The sequence below is a fragment of the Stenotrophomonas sp. ATs4 genome, assembly GCF_051861585.1.
GTDB lineage: Bacteria > Pseudomonadota > Gammaproteobacteria > Xanthomonadales > Xanthomonadaceae > Stenotrophomonas > Stenotrophomonas maltophilia_AS.
In genome coordinates, this window is sequence record NZ_JBLYPK010000003.1 from 273,204 (window position 1) to 296,514 (window position 23,311).

The following is a 23,311-nucleotide window of genomic DNA, read 5'->3' on the forward strand; positions in this document are numbered from 1 at the left end:
CCGGGGTCAGATCCCCTTTCCAGAGGAAAAGGGATCTGCCCCCCTGCCGCTGCCGGCCAGCGGACGGCATTACCCCCTGTTCTACGCCAGCGCCTGCTCATGCACGCCGGCAATCGCGCGGCCAGAAGGATCTGCAGCCGCAGCGAAGCTGGCATCCCATGCAATGGCCGCCGGCGACGAACAGGCAATCGACTTGCCGCCCGGCACGGTCTCGGCGGCCGCACGGCTCGGGAAGAACTGCTCGAACAGGTGGCGGTAGTAGTACGCCTCCTTGGTCTGCGGCGGGTTGTGCGGGAAGCGCTTGTCGGCCGCCGCCAACACGCGGTCGCTGACCTGCGCCTCGGCATGCGCCTTCAGACCGTCGATCCAGCCGTAGCCGACGCCATCGCTGAACTGCTCTTTCTGCCGCCACAGGATGCTGTCGGGCAGGTAGCCATCGAACGCTTCGCGCAACACCGCCTTCTCGATGCGACGGCCGCCGAAACCGGCGCCAACCATCTTGTGCGCAGCATCGAAGCGCATCGCCACGTCCAGGAACTCGCGGTCCAGGAACGGCACGCGCGGCTCCACGCCCCAGGCCATCATCGACTTGTTGGCGCGCAGGCAGTCGTAGTTGTGCAGGGCATCGAGCTTGCGCACCAGCTCATCGTGGAACTCACGCGCATCCGGTGCCTTGTGGAAGTACAGGTAGCCGCCGAATATCTCGTCACTGCCTTCGCCGGACAGCACCATCTTCACGCCCATCGCCTTGATCCGCCGTGCCAGCAGGAACATCGGGGTGGAGGCACGGATGGTGGTGACATCGTAGGTTTCGATGTGGCGGATCACTTCCGGCAGCGCATCGAGGCCTTCCTCGAAGGTGTACTCGAAGCCGTGATGCACGGTGCCCAGCGCTTCGGCAGCGATTGCAGCGGCAGCCAGATCGGGGGAGCCCTTCAAGCCGATCGCGAACGAGTGCAGGCGCGGCCACCAGGCTTCGGTCTGCCCACCGTCCTCGATACGGCGGCGCGCATAGCGTGCGGCCACTGCGGCCACCAGCGACGAATCGAGGCCGCCGGACAGCAACACACCGTACGGCACGTCGCTCATCAACTGGCGTTCCACTGCTTGCTCGAAGGCCTGGCGCAGTTCGGCCAGATCGGCCTGGCGGCCCTGCACGTCGGCGTAGTCGCGCCACGGCTGCTGGTAGTAGCGCACCAGTTCGCCACTGGCGCTGTCGAAGTAGTGGCCCGGCGGGAACTGCCCGACGTCGGCGCAGGTATCCACCAACGCTTTCATTTCCGAGGCCACGCGCAGGCGGCCCTGTGCATCGTGGCCCCAGTACAGCGGCACCACGCCAACCGGGTCGCGCGCCAGCAGCACCCGGCCGCTGTCACGGTCCCACAGCGCGAAAGCGAAGATGCCGTTGAGCTGTTCCAGCCACTGCGCCGGCGAACCGCCCTGGCGGTACAGCGCGTTGATCACCTCGCAGTCCGAGCCGGTCTGGAAGTCGTAGACGGTGGTCAGCGCCGCCTTCAATGCCTGGTGGTTGTAGATCTCACCGTTGACCGCCAGCGCCAACTGGCCATCGGCCGACAGCAGCGGTTGAGAGCCACCGGCCGGATCGACAATGGCCAGCCGCTCGTGGACCAGCAACGCGCCTTCATCGAGGTACACGCCGCTCCAGTCAGGGCCGCGGTGACGCTGGCGTTGCGACAGTTCCAGTGCATGGCGGCGCAGGGCGGGAAGGTCGTCACCGGCCTGCAGGCCGAAGATTCCGAAGATCGAACACATGGGAGAACTCCTGTTGTGGGGATTTCACGGGGGAAGGTGTTCGACCGGCCACCAGGCCCGGGTGGGACTGCGCCCGGGCACAAAAAAACCCGCATCGGCTGATGCGGGTTTTCTGGTGTCCGGGCGTATGTTGCTGTCTATCTACCCAGGGCGCAGTCCCGCATCGGCCGCGCACGATTATTCGCGCGCAGATTATTGCGGTTGTTGTTATTGACGGCGGTGGCCAGGCGGATCGACATGGCATCGACCCTACCCGGGTTTTTGGCACGGCGCAACCGTTGCGTTGGCAACCACTCGCCAAGCGCATAATGGCCCGCCCAGACGGTGTAACGGGAATGCAACACTGCAATGGACGCACCGGGGCGCTGGCCGCCCTGCTCTGCCTGGGCCTGGCCGCCTGCCAGACCCTGCCCCCGCCCTCCACGCTGCCGCAGTCCCAGCAGCAGTCACTGGAGCAACGCGGAAGCGACGGCAGCTTCGAGGGTGCCTTTGATACCGCGGAAACCTTCGAGCGCTTCAATGATCCGCGCGCCATCGCCTACTACGAGCGTGCCGCAGCAGTCACGCCCTGGACCTTCCACAACACCAAGGCGGAAGAAGCATTGGGCCGGATCTGGATCTCCGGCACGCTGCGGTATGCCGACAGCCCACACATCAACCCGGCACCGGTGCTGCGCGCGTCCTGGCGGCGTGGCGAACGCTGGTCTCGTGCCGCTGCCAACCACGGCAATCCCTATGCCTTCTACGGGCTCGCCAAGGCCTATCGCCAGCGTGGCGACGCGCAGCAGGCGCTGCGCTGGGACCTGCGCGGAATGATCTACGAGCGCTACCCGAGTTCATCGTCACGACTACCGGATGCGGTGGCCGCACAGGGTGACACCCTGCATCCGCTGGTTGCCCAGATCCAGCGTCGCGCTGAGCGCGGCGATGCCGAAGCGCAGGTGGATCTGGGCGCGCTGCTGGAGAAAGGCGTTGGTCTGCCACGCGATCCCGCACGCGCTCTGCAGCTGTACCAGCGCGCCGGTGAGAAGGGCAATGTGTTCGGCCAGTACTTTGCCGGGCTATTGCTGGGCCGCAGTGCGCCGGGGGTGGAGAAGGACACCGACGCAGCCGCGCGCTGGTTTGCGAAGGCCGAGGCGCAGCATTTCTACATGGCAGCGCCGAGTTACTGGAAGAAAGCGGTCGAGCCGCCATTCTTCATTTTTTCTGAGTAGAGCCGAGCCATGCTCGGCTGGGCATTCCCTGCAGAAGCAGCCGAGCATGGCTCGGCTCTACAGGAAAGCGGTGCCGCCGGGAGGCGTGCCGACCAACGGTCGGCACCCACCTTCGCAGGTTCACACCAGCAGCCGTTCCACCAGCCGCTGGTACAGCCCGGGCAGTGCTTCCAGATCGTCAACGCGCACGTTCTCGTCCACCTGGTGGATGCTGGCGTTGACCGGCCCCACTTCAATGCACTGCGCGCCCAGCGGCGCGATGAAGCGGGCATCGGAGGTGCCGCCGCCGGTGCTTTCCTCAGGGGCACCACCGATGTGCTCGGCCAGCACCGCACGCGCGGTGGCGCGCAGCGTGCCTTCCGGGGTGTAGAACGGCTCGCCGCTGCGATGCCACTTCAGCGTGTATTGCAGGCCATGCCGGTCCAGCAGTGCGGTGATCTCCGCTTCCAGCTTCGGTGCATCCCAGTGCGGGTTGTAGCGGATGTTGAAATCCACCCCCAGCTCGCCGGGAATCACGTTGTTGGCACCGGTACCGGCGTGGATGTTGGAGATCTGCAGGCTGGTCGAGGGGAAGCTCTCGTAGCCCTCGTCCCAACGCCGCGCACTCAGTTCGGCCAGCAGCGGCGCAGCCAGATGGATCGGGTTACGCGCTTTCTCCGGGTACGCCACATGCCCCTGCACGCCCTGCACGCGCAGCTTGGCCGACAGGCTGCCACGCCGTCCCACGCGCAGCAGGTCACCGAGCGTGGCGGTGGACGACGGCTCACCGGTGATGCACCAGTCAATGCGCTGGCCGCGCTCGGCGAACAGCCGCGCGACATGGCGCACGCCGTCAATGGCATCGCCCTCTTCGTCACTGGTCAACAGCACCGCCAGCGTGCCGGCGTGCTGCGGATGCGCGGCAACGAACTGTTCGGCAGCGATCACGAACGCGGCCACGCTGCCCTTCATGTCCGCCGTACCACGGCCGTACAGCACGCCATCGCGGATCTGCGGCGCGAACGGATCGCTCTGCCATGCCTCGCGCGGGCCCGGTGGCACCACGTCGGTGTGGCCCAGCAGGACAAGCACCGGCGCGCCGCTGCCGTGGGTGGCCCACAGGTTGTCGACCTCGCCCAGCCGCAGGTGCTCACAGGTGAAACCAGCCGCCCGCAGACGTTCACCGATCAGCCGCTGGCAGCCGGCATCGTCGGGAGTCACCGACGGCCGTGCAATCAGATCACAGGCCAGGTCGAGGACGGCGCTCACGCGCCGCCCACGCCGAAGCGTGCCTTGAAGCCGTTGTCACTGAAGCCCTGGCTGACCGTGCCATCGGCGGTGGCCACCACCGGGCGCTTGATCAGCTGCGGGTACTCGCGCAGCAGCAGTTTCCACTCCGCCTCCGAATCGGCGGCCTTGCGGTTGTCCGGCAGCTGCCGCCAGGTGGTGGAGGACTTGTTCACCATGGCGGCAAGGCCACCCAGCTGAGCCGCCCACGCCAGCAACGTTTCCGGGCTGGGCTTGTTGTCGCGATAGTCGACGAAGGTGTACGGCACGCCGAAGCGGTCCAGCCACTTGGTCGCCTTCTTGCAGGTATCGCAGTTCTTCAGACCGTAGACGGTGGTGCTCATCGGTGCGGCTCCGTCAGTCGGCCAGGCCGCGCAGCAGATCGTTCGGGCTGGTCTTGCTGCGGGTACGGGCGTCGACCTGCTTGACGATCACCGCACAGTACAGCGAATGCGTACCATCCTTGCTGGGCAGCGAGCCGGACACCACCACACTGTACGGCGGGATGTAGCCGTAGCTGATCTCGCCGGTGGCACGGTTGTAGATGCGGGTGCTCTGGCTGAGGAACACGCCCATGCCGATCACGCTGTGATGGCCGACCACCACGCCCTCGACCACTTCCGAACGCGCACCGATGAAGCAGTGGTCCTCGATGATGGTCGGGCTGGCCTGAAGTGGCTCGAGCACGCCGCCGATGCCGGCGCCGCCGGACAGGTGGCAGTGCTGGCCGATCTGCGCACAGGAACCGACGGTGGCCCAGGTATCGACCATGGTGCCTTCGCCGACGTAGGCGCCGATGTTGGTGAAACTCGGCATCAGCACCACGTCCTTGCCGAAGTACGTGCCGCGGCGGGCAATCGCACCCGGCACCACGCGCACGCCGCCACGGCGGAACTTCGCCTCGTCATAGCCGGCGAAGCGCGATTCGACCTTGTCCCAGAACGGCGCCGGACGGGCGTCGACCACGGCCATGTCGTTGACGCGGAAATACAACAGCACGGCCTTCTTCAGCCACTCGTTGACCTTCCAGCCGCCCTGGCCATCCGGCTCGGCGACGCGGAACTCGCCACTTTCCAGGCCGTCGATCACGCGGTTGACCAGCGGCTTGGTCGAACCTTCCAGTTCGTGCAGGGTCAGCATGGCACGGCGCTCGAAGGCGCTCTCGATGCCGAATTTCAGTTCTTCCACGCCCGGTGCCGACGGCTTGCGCAGCGATTTGCGGGCGATGGTTTCAGCGCGTGTGGCTTCGGCACTCTTGGCCGGGGCCTTCTTCGGTGCCGCCACCTTCTTTGCCGGGGCCTTCACCGCTGCGGCTTTCTTCGGCGCGGCAGCCTTCTTCGCGGCCGGCACGGCGGCAGTTTTCTTGGCCGCTGCACTCTTGGCGGTGGCAGCAGTCTTCTTAACAGGCTTGGTGGCCATCAGGCGGGGTCTCCGGCGTTTCGATCAGGGTCCAGGCAGGCCAGCATCGCGTCATGCAACTGCTGCCGGGCGGGTTCAGTCAGGGGGAGGTCGTGTTCGTCACTGATCACGAAAGTATCTTCGGCGCGTTCGCCGAAGGTGGCAATGCGCGCATCCTGCACGCGCAGGCCCTGGTTGCGCAGCACGAACGCCACATCGGCCAGCAGGCCGGGGCGGTCGGGCGCGACCAGTGCAAAGCGGGTTGCGCCGGGCTCATCGCGGAACTCGATGCGCGGCGCGAAGCGGAAGTGGCGCAGCTGCCGTGGCACCACACGGCGTGATGGCCGCAGGCGGGTCAGGTCGCCGCTGAGCGCTTCACGCAGGGCAGCCTCCAGATTGGCACTGCTGCCATCGGCAAAGGTATCGGCCGGGCTCACTTCAAAATTATCGAAAATCGTGTCGGCCGGACCATCCAGCACGCGCGCGCGATGGATGCCGTATCCCTTGCGGTCCAGGGTCATCACGATCGCTGCGAACAGGCCGTCGCGGTCGGGCGAGTGCACGAACACTTCCAGTGCGGGATCGTCGACGCTGATCCGGCGCACCTTGACCAGCGTCTGCCCCTGCTTCACCGGCACCAGGGCGGCGGCCTGCCAGGCCAGCTGCTCCGGGCGCAGGCGGATGAAGCCTTCGTCGGGCATCACCGCGAACTGGCGATCGATGGTGGCGTCGTCGTAGCCCTGCTCACGCACCAGCGCACGCACGCTGTCACGCGCCTCGGCCACGCGCTCGGCGGCCGGCACCGGATGCTCCAGGCCCTCACGCAGCGCACGCCGTGTTGCGAAGTAAAGGTCGGCCAGCAACCGGTCCTTCCAGGCGTTCCACAGCTTCGGACTGGTGCCGGCGATGTCGGCGCAGGTCAGCAGGTACAGGTAATCCAGACGGTCGCGGCTGCCGACCAGCGTGGCGAAGCGATGGATCACCACCGGGTCGGCGATGTCCTGCTTCTGCGCGGTCATCGACATGCGCAGGTGCTGTTCGACCAGCCAAGCGACCAGATCGGTATCGGAGGCACTCAGTCCGTGCGCCTGGCAGAACGCACGCGCATCGACCGCGCCCAGTTCCGAGTGATCACCGCCGCGGCCCTTGGCGATGTCATGGAACAGGCCGGCCAGCAACAGCAGCTCCGGTTTGCGCAGGCGCGGCCACACCTCGTGCGCGATCGAGAAGCGCTCGTCGGCACGACTGCTGGCGAACAGGCCGATGTTGCGCAGGACCATCAGCGTGTGCTGGTCGACGGTATAGACATGGAACAGGTCGAACTGCATGCGCCCGCTGACCTGGGCGAACGCGGGAATCCACTGTCCGAGCACGCCCAGCCGCGCCATCCGCGAAAGCGTGTCGACCGGACGCTGGCCGCGCAGCAGTGCCAGGAAATGTTCGCGCGCATCGGTATCGGCCTGGTCGTAGGCCGGCAGCAGCGGCAACGATTCGGCCAATGCGCGTGCGGTCAATGAATGCAGGCCACGCACCTGCGGGTTGTTGGCCCAGCCGGCGAACAGCGCAAACACCTGGCCGATGTCGCCTCGCGGCCATTCGGCCTCGTTGGCGGCCAGATAGCCACGACGCAGGGAAAAACCGACCGTCAGTGGTTCCGGCTGCGCCTCGCCATCGAACTGTTCCTCGAAGCGCTGCAGCAGGCGATCGCTGATCCGGCGCACCACCAGCGCGGCGCGGTAGAAGCCCTGCATCATTTTCTCGACACCGAGGTTCTCGGCGTCGTCTTCGAAGCCCAGGCGCGCGGCCAGGGTCTTCTGGTAGTCGAAACGCAGGCGCTCTTCCGGGCGTCGTGCCACCAGATGCAGGCCAAAGCGTAGACGCGCCAGCACTGCGCGCTCGCGCTTCAGTGCCGCCGCCTCATCGGCCCCCAGATGACCCAACCCGACCAGCGCCTCCAGGTCGCGCACGCCGAATGCGCGCAGCGCCATCCAGCCCAGCGTGTTGAGATCGCGCAGACCACCGGGACCATCTTTCAGGTCGGGCTCCAGGTTGTCGGCGGTGTCGCCAAAACGCTGGTGTCGGTTGCGCAGTTCTTCCAGCTTGGCCAGGAAAAACGTACGCGCCGGCCACAGTTCGCGATCATCGATGGCCTCGCGCAGCGCGCGACGGGGTGCATCTTCGGCGAGGATCGGGCGTGCCTCGATCAGCGCGGTCATCACGGTCTGGTCGGCGGCGGCTTCACGGCACTGCGCGGCCGAGCGCACAGCATGGCTGACCGCCAGCCCGCAATCCCACAACAGCGCGAACAGGCGCGCCAGCGCGGACTCGTGGGCCAGCTGCGCCGCCGGCTCACCGAATACCAGCAGGTCGATGTCCGAACAGGGGAACAGTTCCCCGCGCCCGTAGCCGCCCACCGCGAACAGCGACAGGCCGCTGTCGGTGCGCAGGCATCGCTGCCAGGCAAGGCGGATCAGATGGTCGGCGCCGCGTGCGCGCAGCGCCAGCAGGCGCTCGATGTTGTCGCCCTGGTCGAAGCGGCGGTACAGGCGCGCATCGGCCTGCTGCAGCGCCTGGCGCGCAGCAGCAGCCCAGTCCGTGTCATTGAGCGACGCGGCCGGCGTGTCCAGCAGCGAACTCGCCGGCAGCATCCTCAGGAGACCTGCGACTCGCCCGGCGACAGGGTCAGCACGTCAACGCCGGTCTCGGTGACCGCGATCATGTGCTCCCACTGTGCCGACAGCTTGCGGTCCTTGGTGACCACGGTCCAGCCATCCGGCAGCACCTTGTTGTAGCGGGTGCCCTCGTTGATCATCGGCTCGATGGTGAAGGTCATGCCCGGCTGCAGCACAAGACCCTGGCCCGGGCGGCCGTAATGCACCACCTGCGGTTCGTCGTGGTAAACCTTGCCGATGCCGTGGCCGCAGTACTCGCGCACCACGCTGAAACGCTCGCCTTCGGCATAGCTCTGGATGGCATGGCCGATGTCGCCCAGGGTCGCGCCCGGACGCACCGCGCGGATGCCGCGCCACATGGCTTCGTAGGTGGCTTCCACCAGGCGCCGCGCCATGACCGAGGGCGTACCCACGTAGAACATGCGGCTGGTGTCACCGTGCCAGCCATCCTTGATGACGGTGACGTCGATGTTGATGATGTCGCCGTCCTTCAGGACCTTCCCTTCGCTGGGAATGCCATGGCAGATGACGTTGTTGACCGAGGTGCACACGGTCTTGGGGAAGCCGCGGTAGCCGACGTTGGCCGGAATGGTGCCCTGCACGTTCACGATGTGGTCGTGGCAGATGCGGTCCAGTTCCTCGGTGGTGACACCGGGCTTGACGTGGGGGGTGACGATGTCGAGCACTTCGCTGGCCAGTCGGCCGGCGACACGCATCATCTCGATTTCCTGCGGGGTTTTCAGATTCACGCTCATGGCACCCATTATCGCCGATCCGGCCGCAATCTGAACGAACGCCACCCAACTGGCGATCCGAGCCATGCACGGTTCCGGCAAGGAAAGTGAAAGCGTGACCGACCACACCCTTTCGGATCCCTATTTATCACGGATTACAGACACTTACGGCACCTAAGCTGGGGCCACTATCGTCAAAGCGGCGCCGAACATGCCGCCTTCGCCTTGTTCAACAGACCTTCGGGTCAGGGAGGTTGTCCATGCGATTCCCGCATCGTTCCGCGCTTGCCTGGGCCTTGGCCGGGATCCTGCTGGCCGGGCCGGCCCTCGCCGCCGACACCACCACGTTCAATGTCACCCTGGTGGTGACCAAGGCCTGCACCATCACGGCAGCGGCGGCGACCAATGTCGATTTCGGCACCGCCGCTTCGACCACCGCCGTGCCCACCCTGGGCCAGGGCACGGTGACGGCGCAGTGCTCGGCACTCACCCCCTACACGATCTCGCTGAATGCGGGCGCCAACGCCGGTACCGCCAATGACGTCACCACCCGGCGCATGAAGAACACCAATGCAGCGGTGACCGCCAACAATTTCGTCGGTTACCAGCTGTACCAGGATGCCGCACACACCCTGGTCTGGGGCGCCACTTCCGGAACCAATACCCAGGCCGGCATCGGTACCGGCCTGGCTGTTCCTTACATCGTCTACGGCCAGATCCTGAATCTGAGCACCAACAACGCAGCGGCCGGCAGCTACCTGGACACCGTCACCGCCACGATCACCTATTGAGGGAGGGCCTGCATGGCCAGATACCGCCCGTGGCACGCCACCGGCGTGGTGCTGTTCGCCCTCTGCCTGCTGATGACTGCAGCTACGGCCAGCGGCACCAGCCTGCAGGTCGCCCCCACCAGCCTGCAGCTGGAAGCGCGCCAGCGTGCCGGCGAGCTGTGGCTGACCAACAGCGGCACCTCCCCGGTAAAGCTGCAGGTGCGGGTCTTCCGCTGGGTGCAGCAGGACGGCCGCGAGCAGCTGCTGCCCACCGATGAACTGCTCGCGACGCCGCCGATGCAGGAGCTGGCGGCCGGCCAGCAGCAGCTGGTGCGGGTGATGCGCCCGACCCGCGAGCCACCGGCAGCGCAGCAGTATTACCGTCTGATCGTCGACGAGGTTCCGGACCTGGCTACCCGTGCCAGCGGCATGCAGTTCGTGCTGCGCTATTCGATTCCGGTGTTCGTGCAGCCGTCGGCCGGCACCCTGGCGCCGCAGCTGCAGGCCCGCCTGGTGCAGCTGGAGGACGGCCGCAACGGCGTCGAGGTGGCCAATTCCGGCAACGGCTATGCGCAGATCGCCGACCTCGCGCTGGGCGGCGCCAAACGCCCGCGCATCGTGCATCCCGGCCTGCTGGGGTACGTGCTGCCCGGGCAGGTGATGCGCTGGCCGATCGAGCGCACGGCGATCGACCGCGACAACGACCAGATCACGGCCAAGCTCAATGGCGAGTCGGAACAGACGCCGCTGTCGCCACCACCGGCTCGCTGAGGCGTTGGTGGGCGCGCTGCTTGCTGCTGCCCTGGCTCCTGCGGCGACTGCCGCCGATGTGTCCGGCGTGGCCGCCGACGCGGCCGGGCTGTCCGCCGATGCGGTCCTGCCACCACCGACGCCGCTGACCGCCAGCCAGGCACTGTATCTGGACGTTTCGCTCAACAGCACCCCACGCGGCCTGCTGCCCTTCACCGAGAACCGCGGCCGCCTGCAGGCCAGCCCCGAGGTGCTGCGCCAGCTCGGCTTCAATGCCAGCGGCGATTCGCCGGTGTACCTGGACCAGATCAGCGGTGCGGTGGTCCGCTATGACGCGCACATGCAGACTCTGGCCCTGGACGTGCCGCTGGACCAGTTGACCCTGCCGACCACCGTGCTCAGCCGCCCGCAGACCCGCGCCCCCGCCGGCAGTGCCTCCCCCGGCCTGCTGCTCAACTACGACGTGTATGGCAGCCGCGTGGATACGCTTGGCAATCTCAGCCTGAGCTCGGAGCTGCGCCTGTTCGGCATTGGCAACGGCACCTTCGAGAACACCGCGATCAGTCGTCGCTACCAGCAACCCGGTGACCGCCGGTGGCGCGGTGAGAGCGTGCGCCTGGACACCCGCTGGCGCCTGGATTTCCCCGACAGTGCGACGACCCTGGAGGTTGGCGATTTCTACAGTGGGTTCGTCGACTGGACCCGGCCTGTACGCCTGGGCGGCCTGCAGATCGGCCGCAACTACGGCCTGCAGCCGTATCGCGTGCTGACCCCCACGCCCAGCTTCCTTGGCCAGGCCGTGGTGCCGTCCACGGTCGAGCTGTATGTCGATGGCCTGCGCCAGTACAGCGGCCAGGTGCCGGTCGGGCCGTTCCAGCTGGCCGCGCAGCCCGGCATCAGCGGCACCGGCAGCGCACAGGTGGTGGTCACCGATGCGTTCGGCCGCATGCAGACGCTGGACTTCAGCTTCTACGGCACCCAGCAGCTGCTGGCCAAGGGGCTGTCGGACTGGTCGGTCGGTGTTGGCCACCTGCGCGAGGATTTCGGTCAACGCTCCTTTGGCTACGACGACCGTACCGTGGCCAGCGCCAGCTGGCGTGGCGGCGTCAGCGACACCTTCACCGGCGAAGCCCATGCCGAAGGCGGCGGCGGCCTGGCCCAGGCAGGCATCGGCGGCTGGTGGCTGTTGAGCGGTGCCGGTGTGTTCAATGCCGCCTATGCACACAGCAACTACCAGGGCTTGCAGGGCGGCCAATGGGCGCTGGGCTACAGCTGGAACAACCGCCGTTTCAACGTCAACCTGCGCAGCGTGCGCAGCCATGGCGACTACCGCGACCTCGGCGCCCTGCAGGGCAACCTGCCGCCGAGCATCAGCGAACAGGCCACGGTCGGCCTGGACCTGCTGCGGCTGGGCACGCTCAGCGCCAGCTACCTGCGCCTGCGCTATCCCGATGGCGAGGACAACCGCTATGCCAGCCTGTTCTGGTCGCGCAGCTGGAGCGCGCGCTGGTCGGCCTACCTGTCGGTGAACCAGAACCTGGACAACAGCGACGACCGCAGCATCTATCTGTCACTGACCGCCAGCCTGGGCAACAACCGCCAGGCCAGCCTGTCCAGCCAGCGCAACGGCGACAGCCAGAGCTGGGTGGCCGACGTCACCCAGCCGGTGCCCGGCGATGGCAGTGCCGGCGGCATCGGCTGGCGCGCCCAGGTGCGCCACGGCGATGACGGCAATGGCGGCCTGGCCGAAGTCGGTCTGCTCAACGATGTCGGCCGCTATTCGTTCGGTGCCTCGCGCCAGGGCGGGCTGAACTACGCCTATGCCAGCGCCAGCGGCAGCCTGGTGTGGATGGGCGGGCATGCCTTCGCTGCCCGCGAGGTCTCCGACGCGTTCGCCGTGATCAGCACCAATGGTGTCGGCGGAGTGCCGGTGCGGCTGGAAAACCGATTGATCGGCGTCACCGATGATCGTGGCCTGCTGCTGATCAGCCCGTTGCTGTCCTGGCAGCGCAACCGGGTCTCGATCGATACCCTGGACCTGCCCGAGGACATGCGTGCCGACCGCATCGAGGACTGGGTGACACCGCGCCAGCGCGCCGGCACCCACGTGACATTCCAGTTGCGCTCGCGGCCCTCGCTGAGCCTGACGCTTCAGAGCATGGACGGACAGCCCTTGGAAGTGGGCAGTGAGGTGCAGCTGCCCGATGGACGTCAAGCCACGGTGGGCTACGACGGCCTGCTGTATCTGGAGGATGTGCCTGCCGGCAGCGTGCTGTACATCACCACCAGCCGCGGCCAGTGCCGGGTGAAGGTACCGGACCTGCCCAAAGCGGTGGCCTCCGGCGCCAGACCGCACCCAGCACCGCTGCAGTGCATTCCGGAGGTAGCGCCATGAGGGTGCTGCTGCTCGGCCTGCTTTTGATGACAGGGCTGCTTGCAACGGCGCCGGCCCACGCCGTCGCGACCTGTACGGCAGTGGCCAACCCGACCCTGCCGTTCGGCAACATCAACAGCAGTGCTCCGGGCCCGACCTCCGCCACGCTGAACATCGCCGTCACCTGCACCACTGCCGCGCTGAGCCTGCTGGCCACCACCGGCGTGCGGGTCTGCGTGGGCATCGGCGCCGGCAGCGGGGGCGGCAGCAGTTCCAGCTGGCGGACAATGGCCACCAGCACCAGCGACACCATGAATTTCCAGCTCTACAACAACGCCAGCTACGGCCAGGTCACCGGCCTGGTCCCGCGCGGCGCACCACCTGCGCAGGAACTCACCATGTCCTACAACGTGCCTCTGCTCACCGGCGGCAGCGGCGCGCAGAGCACCCAGCTGTTCGCCCAGATTCCAGCCAACCAGATCCTGGCATCGGGCGCGTACAGCAGCACGTTCAGTGGCGCCAGCGTGGTACTCACCTGGGCCTGGAATGAAGTACTGCTTGGCACCGCCACCATTCCGGCCAACTGCAACGGAGGCGCCACCGGCACCAACAGCGCCAGCAACGCCTTCAGCTTCACCGCCACCGCCAACGTGCTTCCGCAGTGCGGCAGCTACGTCACCAGCAACATGAACTTCGGCACTGTCATCGGCGGAATCCCCGGCAACATCGATCAGACTGCGACGCTGACCCTGACCTGCCTGAAGAACACCGCCTTCCAGGTCGGCCTCAACAATGGCCAGAACAATCCAGCCGCATCCAGCACACGACGCATGCTCATGACCACCCCCGGTGGCAGCTCCCACTACCTCACTTATGAGCTCTATCGCGATTCGGGCCGCAGCCAGCGCTGGGGCAATACGCTGACCGTCGATACCGCCAGCGGCACCGGCAGTGGCAGCGCGCAGCAGCTGACCATCTACGGCCGGGTGCCGCCGGTCACCGGCCTGCCGGCAGCCGGCACCTACAACGACCTGGTGCAGGTGACGATCACCTACTGACGCGCGGCTGATTCCCGGCGGATCCACGCAGTGCCGACCAACGGTCGGCACCCACCCGGGAGGGTTTCAGTAGATCCACGCCATGCGTGGATGCGGGCACGGCATGCGCCGGGCAAGCTCGACGCTACAGTTCCAACGGATCCAGCCGATACCGCGCAACGAGTCCTAAAGCACGGTGGATGGCCGGTGGTTCGCGCATTTCTGATCGGAGCGATGTCGCTCGCCAGCACGGCAGCATGGGCCGAGCCCAGCAATACGTTGCAGATCCGCCTTACCGTGGTCGAAGCCTGTAGCGCCGGTACAGGCAGCACCGGCTGCGCGGTGCCCCACCAGCGCAGCGACGCAGCACAGCTGCCGCCCCAGGTCCGCGAGCTCGCGCCGCCTGCAACCGATGACGACGAAACACCCACCGTGACCGTCATCTACTGATGCGCCTGTTGCTACCCCTGCTGGCGCTGCTGCTGGCATTGCCTGCCGCAGCGCTGGAGCTGATGCCGACCACGTTGCAGCTGCCGGCCGAAGGTGGCCATGCCGAACTGTGGCTGCACAATCCGGGCCCAAGCCGCTGGCAGGGCCAGGTGCGCATACTGGCGTGGGAGCAGCAACCCAATGCAGAGGTGTTGCGGCCCAGCGACCAGATCCTGGCCAGCCCCACGCAGTTGGACCTTGCTCCCGGGACACGCCAACGCATCTGGCTGCTGCCACGCCAGCCCGCGCCCGGTGCTGGCGAGCGGGCCTACCGGATCGTGCTGGCGCCAGGTCTACCGGACCTGCCCCGCTACTCGCTGCCGCTTTTCCGTGGCCAGGCCGCCCCCGTGGCGCAGCCGCGACTGCATGCCCGCATCGAACCAGACACGTCGCAACCTGTGCTGCGACTGGACAACACGGGTGCCTTGCACGCCCGCCTGCACGATCTCTCGTTCATCACCGGCGATGGTCGCCGCAGCCTCCTGATGCCAGGGCTGGCGGGCTACGTCCTGCCCGGCCACACCCGTCGCTGGTCCCTGCCCCAGCGTGCCCAGGGCTACACTGGCGGCCGTTTCCTGGCGCGGCTGCAGGACGGGCGCGAGGTCGAGCTGGCCGCGCCAGACCCTGCAATTGCGGTCAGTATGCCTGGCGGGCTATAATCGCCGGGATGACCTGCCGCCTTGTGCGTGGGACACCGTCCACACCGGACGTCACCGGTGAATCCACACCTGCTGCCCCCATCCGTGCCGGGGTGCTCCGCGAGGAGTTCGGCCACGGAGGCAACAGGGAAGCCCAACCCCGGAACCATCCGCGCTTCCACGCGTCCCGCATACCTATCCCGCGGGCGGAATCGCCGGTTCCCTATCAGGAGTATTGCAATGCCCCAGGTCACCATGCGTCAGATGCTGGAAGCCGGCGTCCACTTCGGCCACCAGACCCGCTACTGGAACCCCAAGATGGCTCCGTACATCTTCGGCGCCCGCGGCAAGATCCACATCATCAACCTGGAAAAGACCGTCCCGCTGTTCAACGATGCGATGAACTTCATCTCGTCGGTTGCCCAGAAGCGTGGCACCGTCCTGTTCCTGGGCACCAAGCGCAGCGCCCGCGAGACCATCAAGGAAGAAGCCGAGCGTTGCGGCATGCCGTTCATGAACCAGCGTTGGCTGGGCGGCACCCTGACCAACTTCCGCACCGTCAAGCAGTCGGTTGCCCGCCTGAAGGAACTGGAAGCCGGCGAAACCGACGGCACCTTCGAGAAGCTGGTCAAGCACGAAGTGCTGGGCCTGCGTCGCGAGCGCGACAAGCTGGAAGCCTCGCTGGGCGGCATCAAGGACATGAACCGTCTGCCGGACGCCATCTTCGTGATCGACATCGGCCACGAAGACATCGCGATCAAGGAAGCCAAGAAGCTGGGCATTCCGGTCATCGCCGTGGTCGATACCAACTACAACCCGGAACTGGTTGACTACGCCATCCCGGGCAACGACGACGCCATCCGTGCCGTGCAGCTGTACTCGCGCGCCGCTGCCGACGCCGTGCTGGAAGGCAAGGCTGCTGCTCCGCACGCTGCCACCGTCCGTGAAGAAGAGTTCGCCGACGCTGCTGCCGAAGAAGGCAAGCCGGCCCGCCGCGCTCCGGCCAAGAAGGCTGCTGCCGACAAGGGCGAAGCCCAGGCCTGATCCAGGCCCCGGTGGGCGCCACGCGCCCACCTGTCCTGTCCGCTGCCGATGGCGCGACGACAGGACACTGTCACACGGGCCGGCCACCATGCCGGCCCAACCCCTTTCTTTCGTGAGGTAATCCCGTGGAAATCACTGCTTCCCTGGTCAAGGAACTGCGCGAGCGCACCGGCGCCGGCATGATGGAATGCAAGAAGGCTCTCACCGAAGCCAACGGCGACATCGACGCCGCTGCTGAAGCCATGCGCAAGTCCGGCGCCGCCAAGGCCGACAAGAAGGCTGACCGCGTGGCCGCCGAAGGCCGTCTGGGCCTGGCCCAGGATGGCGGCAAGGCCGTGCTGGTCGAAGTCAACTCGGAAACCGACTTCGTCGCCAACGACGACAACTTCAAGTCCTTCGTCAACGCTGTTGCCGCTGCTGCCCTGGCAACCGGCGCCAACGACATCGAAGCCGTGAAGGCTGCCAAGCTGGACGATGGCCGCACCGTTGAAGAAGCCCGCGCCACCGCCGTGCAGACCCTGGGTGAGAACATCCAGATCCGTCGCCTGGTGAAGATCGACGGCAACAACACCGTCGGCGCCTACGTCCACACCAACGGCAAGGTTGGCGTGCTGGTCGACCTGGTCGGCGGCGACATCGAGCTGGCCCGTGGCCTGGCCATGCACGTGGCTGCCCTGAAGCCGCCGCACAACAAGGCTGCGGACGTCCCGACCGAGTTCGTCGAGAAGGAAAAGGAAATCGAGCTGGCCAAGATGTCCGAAAAGGACAAGGCCAAGCCGGCTGACATCCTGGAAAAGATCATCAGCGGCAAGATCAACAAGATCGTCAACGACGTGACCCTGTACGGCCAGACCTACGTGCTGGGCGACACCTCGGTTGAGCAGGTGGTCAAGGCCGCTGGCGCCGACGTGGCCGGCTTCAAGCTGCTGGTCGTCGGCGAAGGCATCGAGAAGGTGGTGGAAGACTACGCCGCTGAAGTTGCCAAGGCGATGCAGGTCTGATTCCAGCCTCCCGGCTGTGAAGCGACCAGAAGGAGCCGCGGGAAACCGCGGCTCTTTTTTTATGCCGGTGGGCCTGTGGGTACGCACCGTTGGTGCGCACAGCCCCTGTTGGTACGTACACCGGCACCCAGGGTCTTTGCGTTACGCGCGAATCAAGCCGATACTCGGCGCAGGGAATCCACAGTCACATAGCAGGAACGAAAGTCGCGGACTGTGATGCAATCCTAGGTATTCTTGTCCTAATGGAATTGAACGACCCGACATGCCTCCCGAGCTGACAGCTGCCCTGGCGCTCTGCCGCAACCTGCCTTCGCCGCCCGGTATTGCCCTGCGCATCATCGAACTGGCCCAGGATCCGGAAGCGGACATCGCCACCGCCGCCGACATCATCGCCATCGACATGGCGCTGAGCGCTCGCATGCTGCGCATCGCCAATTCGCCGCTGTACGCCAGCCGCCGACGGATCGAGAACCTCGGCCAGGCGCTGACCATGCTGGGCCTGAACGCCACGATCAGCCTGGCGCTCGGCTTCACCGTCACCCAGGGCCTGACCGGCGGCGCCGGAGCCGATCATGACCTGCGCCAGCGCGCCTGGAAGCGCAGCATCCTCAGCGCACTGGCGGCCAGCCAGCTGGGCCAGGCGCGCGGTCTGCGCCGGCTGGAGGAACTGATGCTGGCCGGCCTGCTGCAGGATCTCGGCGTGCTGTGCCTGGCCCAGGCCGAATCGGAACGCTATCTGCCGCTGCTGCGCGAGGCCGGTGACAATACCGACCTGGTGGCGCGCGAGCGCAGCGAACTGGGCTGCAGCCATGCCGACGTCGGCGCCTGGGTGGCCGAACAGTGGGGCCTGCCGCGCTATCTGGTGGAGAGCATCAGCCACAGCGAGGATGAAGGCGCTGCCGAATCGCCGTTCCAGGCGTGCGTGCAGCTGTCTGGCGCAGTGGCCGACATCTGGCTGGATACCGACGCCGACGCCGCTCGTGAACGCGCCCTGCAGCAGGTACACGACCGCCTGGAGCTGGACAGCGCCCGCTTCGACCAGGTTCTGGCCCGCATCAGCGCCGCCCTGCCGGACATCGCCAGCCTGTTCGAAGCCGGGTTGAACTCGCCCTTGCGGGTGCGCGAACTGATCGATCACGCCCAGGAACTGGCCACCCTGCGCAACCTGCGCGAACTGCAGGATGCCGACCAGGCGCGCCGCCGCGCCGACGAATTCGAGGCCCGGGCCAAGCGCCTGGCCGACCAGGCGCACCGCGACGCCCTGACCGGGGTGCTCAACCGCCGCCAGCTGGAAGCGGTGCTGGAGCAGGAATTCCTGCGCGCCAGCCGCCAGGGCTGGCCACTGTCGGTGGCCTTCATCGACCTGGACGACTTCAAGAAGATCAACGACGCACACGGACACCTGACCGGCGACGAAGTGCTGCGCGCCTTCGCCGGCAAGCTGCAGGGCCAGCTGCGCAACAGCGACACCGTGGCCCGCTTCGGCGGTGAGGAGTTTGTCGCACTGCTGCCCAACACCAGCGAATCGGTGGCACTGGACGTGATCCGCCGGGTGTTGGCCAACATCGTTGCCACGCCGATGGCCGAGATCGAGGGCGGGCCGCTGTTCGTCACCTTCTCTGCCGGCGTAGCCACCCAGGGGGGGTACGAGCGCTTCGCTGACGTGCAGGATCTGCTGCGCGCAGCCGACGATGTGCTTTACCGCTCGAAGAACCTGGGCCGCAACCGGGTGATCGCCCGCTCACCCGGCGCCCTCGGCCACGACGAGCTCTCAGCCACCGCTGGCGCGGCGCTGGGCTGAACGGAACGCCCCGGACGGCCGGGGTGAACGCCTGTATTTTGCGCCGCAGTGCACAAAACACTTTGGCGCAACGCTGCATGCGCGTAGAATCGCCCGCGATTTCCACGCACCCGAGGTCCCTATGTCCAAGCTCGCCTATCGCCGCATCCTTCTGAAACTATCCGGGGAGGCGCTGATGGGAGATGAGGACTACGGCATCGACCCGAAGATCATCAACCGCCTGGCCCGCGAGGTCATCGAAGCCCAGCAGGCCGGCGCCGAAGTGGCACTGGTGATCGGCGGCGGCAACATCTTCCGCGGCGCCGGCCTGGCCGCCGGCGGCATGGACCGGGTCACCGGCGACCAGATGGGCATGCTGGCCACGGTCATCAATGCGCTGGCCATGCAGGATGCGCTCGAGAAGCTGGGCGCCAAGGCCCGCGTCATGAGCGCGATCAAGATCAACGACGTGTGCGAGGACTACATCCGCCGCCGCGCCATCCGCCACCTTGAAAAGGGTCGCCTAGTGATCTTCGCCGCCGGCGTTGGCAGCCCGTTCTTCACCACCGATTCGGGTGCGGCCCTGCGCGCGATCGAGATCGGCGCCGACCTGCTGCTGAAGGCAACCAAGGTCGATGGCGTCTACGACAAGGACCCGAACAAGCACAGCGACGCGGTCCGCTTCGACAGCCTGAGCTACGACGAAGTGATCCGCCGCGGCCTGGAAGTGATGGATACCGCCGCCTTCGCACTGGCCCGCGACAGCGACCTGCCGATGCGCGTGTTCGACATGGGCCAGCCGGGTGAACTGCTGAAGATCCTCAGCGGCGAGAACATCGGCACCCTGGTCCAGGGCCGCGACCCGGCCTGAGCCTGAGCGCCAGGCGAGCTCCGGGCCGATTCAGGCCCGGCAGCGTCCCGTATTCGCCTATAATCGCCCGATTCCAGTTACACCTAGGACCGGGCGATGCTCAACGACATCAAGAACAACGCGCAGACGCGCATGGCCAAGAGCATCGACGCTCTGAAGCACACCCTCACCTCGATCCGCACCGGGCGCGCCACGCCGGCCCTGCTGGACCGCATCACGGTCAATGCCTACGGCAATGCCAGCACCCCGCTGAACCAGGTTGCGTCGATCTCCAACGCTGACGCCCACTCGCTGCTGGTCACGCCGTTCGACAAGAGCATGATCAAGGAGATCGAGAAGGGTCTCTACAACGCCGAGTTCACCCCGAACACCCTGGGCACCGCGATCCGCATCAACATGCCGCCGCCGACCGAGGAGCGCCGCAAGGAGCTTGCCAAGCAGGTGCAGAAGGAAGGTGAAGGCGCCAAGATCGCGATCCGCAACATCCGCCAGGACGCGAACAAGGAAATCGCCAAGCTGGACAAGGACAAGGCGATCAGCGAAGACGAGAAGAAGCGCGGCGAAGACGACATCCAGAAGCTGACCGACGCCAATATCAAGGACGTCGACAAGGTCGTCGCCGACAAGGAAAAAGAACTGCTGTCGGTCTGAAGTCGATGCCTTCAGTCCCGCCTCCGTTGCCGGCTGCCCTGCCCCGCCACATTGCCATCATCATGGATGGCAATGGACGCTGGGCACAGCAGCGCCGTCGTCCGCGCGTCATCGGCCACCGCGCCGGCGCGCGCGCGGTCAACCGTACGATCGAGCGCTGCCTTGAACTGGGCATTTCCGCGCTGACCCTGTTCGCGTTCTCCAGCGAGAACTGGGGCCGGCCGCAGGAAGAAGTCGATGCGTTGATGAAGCTGTTCCTCGGCGCGCTCGACCGCGAAGTGGATGAGCTGCATCGGCGTGGCGTACGCATTCGCTTCATCGGCGAACGCGAACGCTTCGGCGCCGGGCTGGTCAGCCGCATGCAGCTGGCCGAACAGCGCACTGCCGACAACGCCGCCCTGACCCTGTCGATTGCCGCCAGTTACGGTGGCCGCCAGGACATCGCGCGTGCCGCGCGCGCACTGGCCGCCGAAGTCGCTGCGGGCCGCCTGCTGCCCGAACAGATCGATGAATCGCTGCTGGGCCGACAGGTTGCCCTGGCCGACCTGCCGCCGCCGGACCTGTTCATCCGCACCGGTGGCGACACCCGCATCAGCAACTTCCTGCTGTGGCAGCTGGCATACACCGAGCTGTGGTTCACCGAGGCGCTGTGGCCGGACTTCGATGCCGCCCTGCTGCAACAGGCGCTGGACGCCTATGGCAGCCGCGAGCGTCGTTTCGGCCTGACCAGCGCCCAGATCGCCGCACTGGCCACCGAGACCTCCAGCCCATGACCAAGACCCGAGTCCTCGCCGCGCTGATCATGGCGCCGGTCGCCATTGCCGCGATCCTGCTGCTGCCGACGCAATGGCTGGCCGCCGCTGCGGCTGCCGTGCTGCTGATCGGCCTGTGGGAGTGGCTGAAGCTGGCCGGGATCGAAGACACCCTGGCGCGTACCGTGCTGCTGGTGCTGAACCTGCTGCTGATGGTGCTGCTGGTCTGGGCCGATGGCAGCACGCTGGTGCTGTTCCAGATCACCACCCTGGCCGGTGTCGCCTGGTGGCTGGCGGCGCTGGTCTGGCTGCGCTTCTTCAACTTCGGTGCACAGCCGTCGGCGCCCTCGCGGATTGTGAAGATGCTGGCCGGCACCCTGGCCATCGTGCCGGCCTGGGCCGCGCTGGTACTGATCCACGCCGGCGGTGATCCGCCCGGCAAGCAGGGCCACCTGTGGCTGCTGGCCGCGCTGGCGCTGGTCTGGGCCGCCGATTCAGGGGCCTATTTCGCGGGTCGTCACTTCGGCAAGCACAAGCTGGCCCCGCGCATCAGCCCGAACAAGACCTGGGAAGGCCTGTTTGGTGGCCTGCTGGCCGGTGTGGCCGTGGCCGTTGGCCTTGGCTGGCTCGCCGGCATTGACGCCGCGCACCTGCCGGGCCTGCTGATCACCTCGGTGGTGGCGGTGTTTGCCTCGGTGCTGGGCGATCTGTTCGAGAGCCTGATCAAGCGCCATGCCGGTGCCAAGGACTCGGGCCACCTGATTCCGGGCCATGGCGGCGTGCTCGACCGTGTCGACGGTGTTCTTGCCGCCGTGCCGGTGTTCGCGCTGGGCAAGGAAATCTTCGGGTTCTGACCATGAATGCTGTCGCAGACCTGCGCCGGGTCGCCGTGTTCGGCGCCACCGGTTCGATCGGTGCCTCCACGCTCGACGTGATCGCCCGCCACCCGCAGCGTTACCAGGCCACCGTGCTCGCCGCCGGCCGCCAGGTGCAGGCGCTGCTGGCGCTGTGCCGTCAGCACCGCCCGGCGCATGCGGTGATCGCCGACGAATCGCTGTTCGCCGAGCTGCGTGATGGCCTGCGCGACGCCGGCCTGCCCACCGAAGCCCACGCCGGGCATGCCGCGCTGGACCAGCTGGCTGCCAGTGACGCATGCGACACCGTGGTGGCGGCGATTGTCGGTGCGGCCGGACTGTCCTCGACCCTTGCCGCCGCTGCCGCCGGCAAGCGCATCCTGCTGGCCAACAAGGAATCCCTGGTGTTGGCCGGCGAGCTGCTGACCCGCACCGCCCAGCAGGCAGGCGCTGAGATCATCCCGATCGACAGCGAGCACAGCGCGATCTTCCAGTGCCTGCGTTCGCGCGACGCCAGTGTCGATGGCGCAGGTGTGCGTCGAATCCTGCTTACCGCGTCCGGTGGTCCGTTCCGCGGCCGCAGCCGCACCGACCTTGCCGCGGTCACCCCGGCGCAGGCCGTGGCCCATCCGAAGTGGTCGATGGGCCCGAAAATCTCGGTTGATTCGGCGACGTTGATGAACAAAGGCCTGGAGGTAATCGAGGCCCACCACCTGTTCGGCGTCCCCGGCGAACGCATTGAAGTGCTGGTGCACCCGCAGAGCCTGGTCCATTCGCTGGTCGAGTTCGTTGACGGTTCGACCCTGGCCCAGATGGGCCTGCCGGACATGCGCACCACGCTGGCTGTCGGCCTCGGCTGGCCGCAGCGCATCGAGTCGGGCGTGGCCGGGCTGGATCTGCTGGCGCAGGGCCGGCTCGATTTCGAGGCCCCCGATACCGAGGCGTTCCCGTGCCTGGCGCTGGCCTGGCAGGCCATGCAGGCCGGCGGCACCGCCCCGGCCGTGCTGAACGCCGCCAATGAAGAGGCGGTTTCAGCGTTTCTTCAGGGCCGGATCGGTTTCCTGACCATTCCGGAACTCGTTGCTAACGCGCTTTCAACACTGCCGACCCACGCAGCCGATACACTTGAGGTTCTGTTGTCCGCCGACCAGCGGGCACGCCAGCTCACCCTGAACACCATCGCCGCCGCCTGAACGAACGCCTCGCCCAGCATGACGACGCCGCCCCTGCCCGCCAATGTGAG

General features: G+C 66.9%; 21 protein-coding genes. 15 read left to right on the forward strand and 6 right to left on the reverse strand.

What is annotated here, in order from left to right; translation table 11 throughout:
• Positions 1-81: 81 nt before the first annotated feature.
• Positions 82-1,773, reverse strand: coding sequence for an asparagine synthase B (gene asnB, locus ABR323_RS07350; RefSeq protein ID WP_439448809.1), 1,692 nt, complete (start codon positions 1,771-1,773; stop codon positions 82-84).
• A gap of 335 nt (positions 1,774-2,108) precedes the next feature.
• Here asnB and ABR323_RS07355 point away from each other — a divergent pair, with 335 nt between their 5' ends.
• Entirely contained in the window at positions 2,109-2,987 is an 879-nt protein-coding gene (locus tag ABR323_RS07355; RefSeq protein WP_439448810.1) for a tetratricopeptide repeat protein, read from the forward strand.
• A 120-nt stretch (positions 2,988-3,107) separates the two neighbouring features.
• Here ABR323_RS07355 and dapE read toward each other — a convergent pair whose 3' ends face one another.
• Genes dapE through map form a run of 5 tightly spaced genes read right to left on the reverse strand, consistent with a single transcriptional unit; the run spans position 3,108 to position 9,144 of the window.
• Entirely contained in the window at positions 3,108-4,235 is a 1,128-nt protein-coding gene (dapE, locus tag ABR323_RS07360; protein ID WP_439448811.1) for a succinyl-diaminopimelate desuccinylase, read from the reverse strand.
• A complete protein-coding gene (locus tag ABR323_RS07365) occupies positions 4,232-4,597 on the reverse strand; it encodes an arsenate reductase (protein WP_439448812.1) in 366 nt (121 codons plus the stop codon). Before ABR323_RS07365 ends, dapE begins: the two co-directional genes overlap by 4 nt.
• 13 nt (positions 4,598-4,610) lie before the next feature.
• Entirely contained in the window at positions 4,611-5,672 is a 1,062-nt protein-coding gene (gene dapD / locus ABR323_RS07370; protein ID WP_439448813.1) for a 2,3,4,5-tetrahydropyridine-2,6-dicarboxylate N-succinyltransferase, read from the reverse strand.
• On the reverse strand, positions 5,672-8,299 hold the full coding sequence (locus tag ABR323_RS07375) for a [protein-PII] uridylyltransferase (RefSeq protein ID WP_439448814.1): 2,628 nt from the start codon (positions 8,297-8,299) through the stop codon (positions 5,672-5,674). The genes dapD and ABR323_RS07375 overlap by 1 nt, the downstream gene beginning before the upstream one ends.
• 2 nt (positions 8,300-8,301) lie before the next feature.
• Complete coding sequence (gene map / locus ABR323_RS07380; RefSeq protein WP_439448815.1) at positions 8,302-9,144, reverse strand: type I methionyl aminopeptidase; 843 nt, start codon at positions 9,142-9,144, stop codon at positions 8,302-8,304.
• Positions 9,145-9,317: 173 nt separating this feature from the next.
• Between map and ABR323_RS07385 the strand changes: the two genes are divergently transcribed.
• The 14 genes from ABR323_RS07385 to ABR323_RS07450 all read left to right on the forward strand — a co-directional run bounded on the left by ABR323_RS07385 (position 9,318) and on the right by ABR323_RS07450 (position 23,261).
• A complete protein-coding gene (locus ABR323_RS07385) occupies positions 9,318-9,848 on the forward strand; it encodes a Csu type fimbrial protein (RefSeq protein WP_439448816.1) in 531 nt (176 codons plus the stop codon).
• Positions 9,849-9,860: 12 nt separating this feature from the next.
• Positions 9,861-10,598: a fimbrial biogenesis chaperone gene (locus tag ABR323_RS07390; protein WP_439448817.1), complete on the forward strand. Its 738-nt coding sequence runs from the start codon at positions 9,861-9,863 to the stop codon at positions 10,596-10,598.
• A 7-nt stretch (positions 10,599-10,605) separates the two neighbouring features.
• On the forward strand, positions 10,606-12,972 hold the full coding sequence (locus ABR323_RS07395; protein ID WP_439448818.1) for a fimbria/pilus outer membrane usher protein: 2,367 nt from the start codon (positions 10,606-10,608) through the stop codon (positions 12,970-12,972).
• Entirely contained in the window at positions 12,969-14,009 is a 1,041-nt protein-coding gene (locus ABR323_RS07400) for a Csu type fimbrial protein (protein ID WP_439448819.1), read from the forward strand. Before ABR323_RS07395 ends, ABR323_RS07400 begins: the two co-directional genes overlap by 4 nt.
• Positions 14,010-14,222: 213 nt before the next feature.
• A complete protein-coding gene (locus ABR323_RS07405; RefSeq protein ID WP_439448820.1) occupies positions 14,223-14,438 on the forward strand; it encodes a hypothetical protein in 216 nt (71 codons plus the stop codon).
• Positions 14,438-15,136, forward strand: a complete 699-nt coding sequence (locus tag ABR323_RS07410) for a fimbrial biogenesis chaperone (RefSeq protein WP_439448821.1) — start codon at positions 14,438-14,440, stop codon at positions 15,134-15,136. Before ABR323_RS07405 ends, ABR323_RS07410 begins: the two co-directional genes overlap by 1 nt.
• A gap of 219 nt (positions 15,137-15,355) precedes the next feature.
• Positions 15,356-16,159, forward strand: a complete 804-nt coding sequence (gene rpsB / locus ABR323_RS07415; protein ID WP_439448822.1) for a 30S ribosomal protein S2 — start codon at positions 15,356-15,358, stop codon at positions 16,157-16,159.
• 125 nt (positions 16,160-16,284) lie between these two features.
• A complete protein-coding gene (gene tsf, locus ABR323_RS07420) occupies positions 16,285-17,160 on the forward strand; it encodes a translation elongation factor Ts (RefSeq protein ID WP_135272877.1) in 876 nt (291 codons plus the stop codon).
• Positions 17,161-17,422: 262 nt separating this feature from the next.
• Positions 17,423-18,961 (forward strand): HDOD domain-containing protein, encoded by a 1,539-nt coding sequence (locus tag ABR323_RS07425; RefSeq protein WP_439448823.1) that lies wholly within the window; start codon positions 17,423-17,425, stop codon positions 18,959-18,961.
• Positions 18,962-19,082: 121 nt separating this feature from the next.
• Positions 19,083-19,811 (forward strand): UMP kinase, encoded by a 729-nt coding sequence (pyrH, locus tag ABR323_RS07430; RefSeq protein WP_010486325.1) that lies wholly within the window; start codon positions 19,083-19,085, stop codon positions 19,809-19,811.
• A gap of 96 nt (positions 19,812-19,907) precedes the next feature.
• Entirely contained in the window at positions 19,908-20,462 is a 555-nt protein-coding gene (frr, locus tag ABR323_RS07435; RefSeq protein ID WP_439448824.1) for a ribosome recycling factor, read from the forward strand.
• A 5-nt stretch (positions 20,463-20,467) separates the two neighbouring features.
• On the forward strand, positions 20,468-21,235 hold the full coding sequence (uppS, locus tag ABR323_RS07440) for a polyprenyl diphosphate synthase (protein WP_439448825.1): 768 nt from the start codon (positions 20,468-20,470) through the stop codon (positions 21,233-21,235).
• Positions 21,232-22,068 (forward strand): phosphatidate cytidylyltransferase, encoded by an 837-nt coding sequence (locus ABR323_RS07445; protein ID WP_439448826.1) that lies wholly within the window; start codon positions 21,232-21,234, stop codon positions 22,066-22,068. Before uppS ends, ABR323_RS07445 begins: the two co-directional genes overlap by 4 nt.
• A gap of 2 nt (positions 22,069-22,070) precedes the next feature.
• The gene (locus ABR323_RS07450; protein ID WP_439448827.1) at positions 22,071-23,261 is read left to right on the forward strand and encodes a 1-deoxy-D-xylulose-5-phosphate reductoisomerase; all 1,191 of its coding nucleotides are present in this window, start codon (positions 22,071-22,073) and stop codon (positions 23,259-23,261) included.
• Positions 23,262-23,311 lie beyond the last annotated feature (50 nt).

Coding starts and splice junctions, on each gene's coding strand:
- asnB (WP_439448809.1), bottom strand. CDS start 1,773: ATGTGTTCGATCTTCGGAATCTTCGGCCTGCAGGCCGGTGACGACCTT.
- ABR323_RS07355 (WP_439448810.1), top strand. CDS start 2,109: ATGCAACACTGCAATGGACGCACCGGGGCGCTGGCCGCCCTGCTCTGC.
- ABR323_RS07365 (WP_439448812.1), bottom strand. CDS start 4,597: ATGAGCACCACCGTCTACGGTCTGAAGAACTGCGATACCTGCAAGAAG.
- dapD (WP_439448813.1), bottom strand. CDS start 5,672: ATGGCCACCAAGCCTGTTAAGAAGACTGCTGCCACCGCCAAGAGTGCA.
- ABR323_RS07375 (WP_439448814.1), bottom strand. CDS start 8,299: ATGCTGCCGGCGAGTTCGCTGCTGGACACGCCGGCCGCGTCGCTCAAT.
- map (WP_439448815.1), bottom strand. CDS start 9,144: ATGGCTCGGATCGCCAGTTGGGTGGCGTTCGTTCAGATTGCGGCCGGA.
- ABR323_RS07385 (WP_439448816.1), top strand. CDS start 9,318: ATGCGATTCCCGCATCGTTCCGCGCTTGCCTGGGCCTTGGCCGGGATC.
- ABR323_RS07390 (WP_439448817.1), top strand. CDS start 9,861: ATGGCCAGATACCGCCCGTGGCACGCCACCGGCGTGGTGCTGTTCGCC.
- ABR323_RS07400 (WP_439448819.1), top strand. CDS start 12,969: ATGAGGGTGCTGCTGCTCGGCCTGCTTTTGATGACAGGGCTGCTTGCA.
- ABR323_RS07405 (WP_439448820.1), top strand. CDS start 14,223: ATGTCGCTCGCCAGCACGGCAGCATGGGCCGAGCCCAGCAATACGTTG.
- ABR323_RS07410 (WP_439448821.1), top strand. CDS start 14,438: ATGCGCCTGTTGCTACCCCTGCTGGCGCTGCTGCTGGCATTGCCTGCC.
- rpsB (WP_439448822.1), top strand. CDS start 15,356: ATGCCCCAGGTCACCATGCGTCAGATGCTGGAAGCCGGCGTCCACTTC.
- ABR323_RS07425 (WP_439448823.1), top strand. CDS start 17,423: ATGCCTCCCGAGCTGACAGCTGCCCTGGCGCTCTGCCGCAACCTGCCT.
- pyrH (WP_010486325.1), top strand. CDS start 19,083: ATGTCCAAGCTCGCCTATCGCCGCATCCTTCTGAAACTATCCGGGGAG.
- frr (WP_439448824.1), top strand. CDS start 19,908: ATGCTCAACGACATCAAGAACAACGCGCAGACGCGCATGGCCAAGAGC.
- uppS (WP_439448825.1), top strand. CDS start 20,468: ATGCCTTCAGTCCCGCCTCCGTTGCCGGCTGCCCTGCCCCGCCACATT.
- ABR323_RS07445 (WP_439448826.1), top strand. CDS start 21,232: ATGACCAAGACCCGAGTCCTCGCCGCGCTGATCATGGCGCCGGTCGCC.
- ABR323_RS07450 (WP_439448827.1), top strand. CDS start 22,071: ATGAATGCTGTCGCAGACCTGCGCCGGGTCGCCGTGTTCGGCGCCACC.